The sequence below is a fragment of the Poseidonibacter sp. genome, assembly GCF_041821165.1.
Classification (GTDB): Bacteria; Campylobacterota; Campylobacteria; order Campylobacterales; family Arcobacteraceae; genus Poseidonibacter.
In genome coordinates, this window is sequence record NZ_JBGUES010000057.1 from 1 (window position 1) to 3,104 (window position 3,104).

General features: G+C 26.2%; 3 protein-coding genes. 2 read left to right on the plus strand and 1 reads right to left on the minus strand.

Going from position 1 to position 3,104, the window contains the following annotated elements; all coding sequences use genetic code 11:
* Positions 1-994, minus strand: a 994-nt coding sequence (locus ACERKK_RS06245; RefSeq protein ID WP_373772227.1) for a GGDEF domain-containing protein, incomplete at its 3' end; no start/stop codon positions are given.
* A 258-nt stretch (positions 995-1,252) separates the two neighbouring features.
* On the opposite strand from ACERKK_RS06245, the gene ACERKK_RS06250 reads away from it, so the two are divergent.
* A complete protein-coding gene (locus ACERKK_RS06250; protein WP_373772228.1) occupies positions 1,253-2,794 on the plus strand; it encodes a SulP family inorganic anion transporter in 1,542 nt (513 codons plus the stop codon).
* A 127-nt stretch (positions 2,795-2,921) separates the two neighbouring features.
* Positions 2,922-3,104, plus strand: a 183-nt coding sequence (locus ACERKK_RS06255; protein ID WP_373772229.1) for a hypothetical protein, incomplete at its 3' end; no start/stop codon positions are given.

Sequence of the window (3,104 nt, forward strand, 5' to 3'; positions counted from 1 at the left end):
GATTTCTACCATTTTGTTTTGATTTATATAAACATTCATCTGCTCTTTTATACAAAGTATTTCCAGAAACATATGAGTTTGGCTCATAAATTATAGCCCCTATTGAGATAGAAACTACATTTAAAACTTTACTACCTGTGTGTTCAATTTGAAGTTCAACTATTTTTTTATTGATATCATTTAAACAAGATTTTAAAATTGTTTCATTTGTATCAAATAAAATAACACCAAACTCTTCTCCACCTAATCTAAATACATATTCATATTTTTTATTAAAATATTCAGATAATACCTTAGCAACTTTTTTTAAGGTTTCATCTCCTGCATCATGTCCATAAGTATCATTATATTGTTTAAAAAAGTCAATATCAAACATTATAAATGAACATTGCCAATTATTAGCATTTGCAATAAAAGGCATATTATCAAATATTGTGTCAAAATATTTTCTATTATAAAGTTGTGTCATAGAATCTGTAATTGATTCCATTTTATACTTTTTATTTAATACTCTTAATTGATTATCTTTTTTTATAACTTGATAAATAATAAAACCTATTAATACAAAACATAATGATAAAATTGATATTACATTATAAAAAAGAAGATCTTTCATATTTTTATAATCATCAACAAAAATTTTTCTTTGTTTATATGCATTTTCAATTTCATAAGTAATCAAGAAATCAATCTTCTTTACAACATTTTTAAATTTATAAAGTTTATTTGATTTAAAAGTATCTTTTATATCTTCATTAATACTAGAAACAACTAATCTTTCTTTTTCATTTTTATATGAATTAAAATAATAATTCCATTCTTCTAATATTATATTTTGTTCTTTTTTAAAATTACAATTATACTTTAGAGTTCTACAAGCAATAATCTCTCTATAATTATCTAAAATCTTCTCTAATTTTATTACAGGAACAAAATTTCCAAAGTAGATATTATCAATTTGTACTTTTAATTTATCAATTTGTTTATTAAACAATAAAGATGCACTAAAAAGACTAATTAATACAATAGAAACTAATACGATTAATTTAAAAAGCACTGACTTAAAAAATGTATACCTCATGACGCGATTATATCAAAAAATTATTTTAATAAAGATTAATAATATTAATAGACATCCCAATTTATAGGAAAGAGAGAGGATATACATATTTTCATATTTTAAATCTCAAATACAGAACTAATAATTTTTTAGATATAATCGCGAACTTATCAAAACACAAAAGGTTAAAATTTGTTAAATATAAAAGATACTTTTATAGGAAAAAACGCTAAAAGTGATATTTTATCGGGACTTGTAGTTGCTGTTGCACTTGTTCCTGAAGCTATTGCTTTTTCATTTATTGCACAAGTAAGTCCAATCGTTGGTCTTTATGCTGCATTTATTCTTGGGTTAATTACAGCATTAATTGGTGGAAAGCCAGGTATGATTTCAGGTGCAACTGGTGCTGTTGCTATTGTTTTAGTTGGTGTTAGTATATCTTCAAAAGCTGTACTTCAAGCACAAGGTTTAACAGGTGAAGAGTTATCATTTGGTATTATTCAATATATAACACTAACTGCAATTATTGCAGGTCTTATTCAAATAGCAATTGGTGCATTTAAAATGGGTAAATTTATTCGTTTAGTACCACAACCTGCACTTCATGGTTTTGTAAATGGTCTTGCTGTTGTAATTGCTACTAGTCAATTTGAGTTCTTAGATGGTGCTGGAATGGTTATGTATGCAATTATTTTAGGAACAATGGCAACAATGTATTTTTTACCAAAAGTTACTTCTGCAATTCCTTCTGGATTAGTTGCTATTATTGTATTTACACTTGGTGTTTATTTAACTGGTGCTGATACAAAACTTGTTGGAGATTTAGCAAACTTAAGTGAATTTAAGGGATTATTACCAAGTTTTCATATTCCTGATGTTATTTTAAATTTAGAAGCAATTAAACTTGTATTACCATATGCTGTAATTGTAGCACTTGTTGGTATTATCGAATCATTATTAACTTTATCTGTTTTAGATGAAATTAGTGGAAAAAGAGGAAGTGCAAACCAAGAGTGTATCGCTCAAGGAACAGGTAATATTACTTGTGGATTATTTGGTGCAATGCCAGGATGTGTAATGATTGGTCAGTCAATTATTAACTATACATCAGGTGGATTAGGAAGATTATCAGGTGTTGTAGCTTCTATTGGTTTAATTCTTTTAGTTGCAACATTAACAGACCTTTTAAATATCATTCCAGTTGCAATTTTAGTTGGGATTATGTTTATGGTTTCTATTGGTACTTTTGAATGGAGTTCTTTTGCAAGAATTACAAAAATGCCAAAAAGTGATGCTTTTGTACTTGTAACAGTTACAGGAATTACAATTGTTGCAGATTTAGCAATTGCTGTTATTTCAGGTGTAATTATTTCTGCACTTGTATTTGCTTGGAAACATGCAAAAGTAACTTCTAAAACTCATATTGAAGAAGATGGTACAAAAGTATATGAATTTGATGGTCCACTATTTTTTGGAAGTGTAACATCATTTAATGAAGGTTTTGATATTTTAAATGACCCTGATAATATTGTATTAGATTTTAAAGATGCAAGAGTTGTTGATATTTCTGGTGTTGAAGCAATTGATTCAATTACAAAAAAATATCAAGAAGCAAATAAAAATATTAAAATAAGACATTTAAGTGATGAGTGTAAATCTATTATGAAGAATGCTGGTCAATTTTGTACTTATGAAGAAGATGATCCAAAATATAAAGTTGTAATGGACTACTAAAAATAAAATCCAAAGTTTAGTTTTCTAAGCTTTGGATACTCTACTTAAAATATATCCCATCTAATTAGTTATCTTCTAAAGTAAATTTCGATAGAATTAATATAAATACAAAATCAATGAGTCTATTATGGAAATAAACAGTAATTATCAAAGCATATCCTCTATTCATCAAGAAATTGCACTTAAAAAATCACAGCTTGCAACAATTGATAAAAAAGAAATAGAAAAATCTGTTTTTGAAAAAAATGATACCGTAAATATTTCTGATAATAAATATGATGAAAATGATTATGAACGTGTGCTTGAGAAG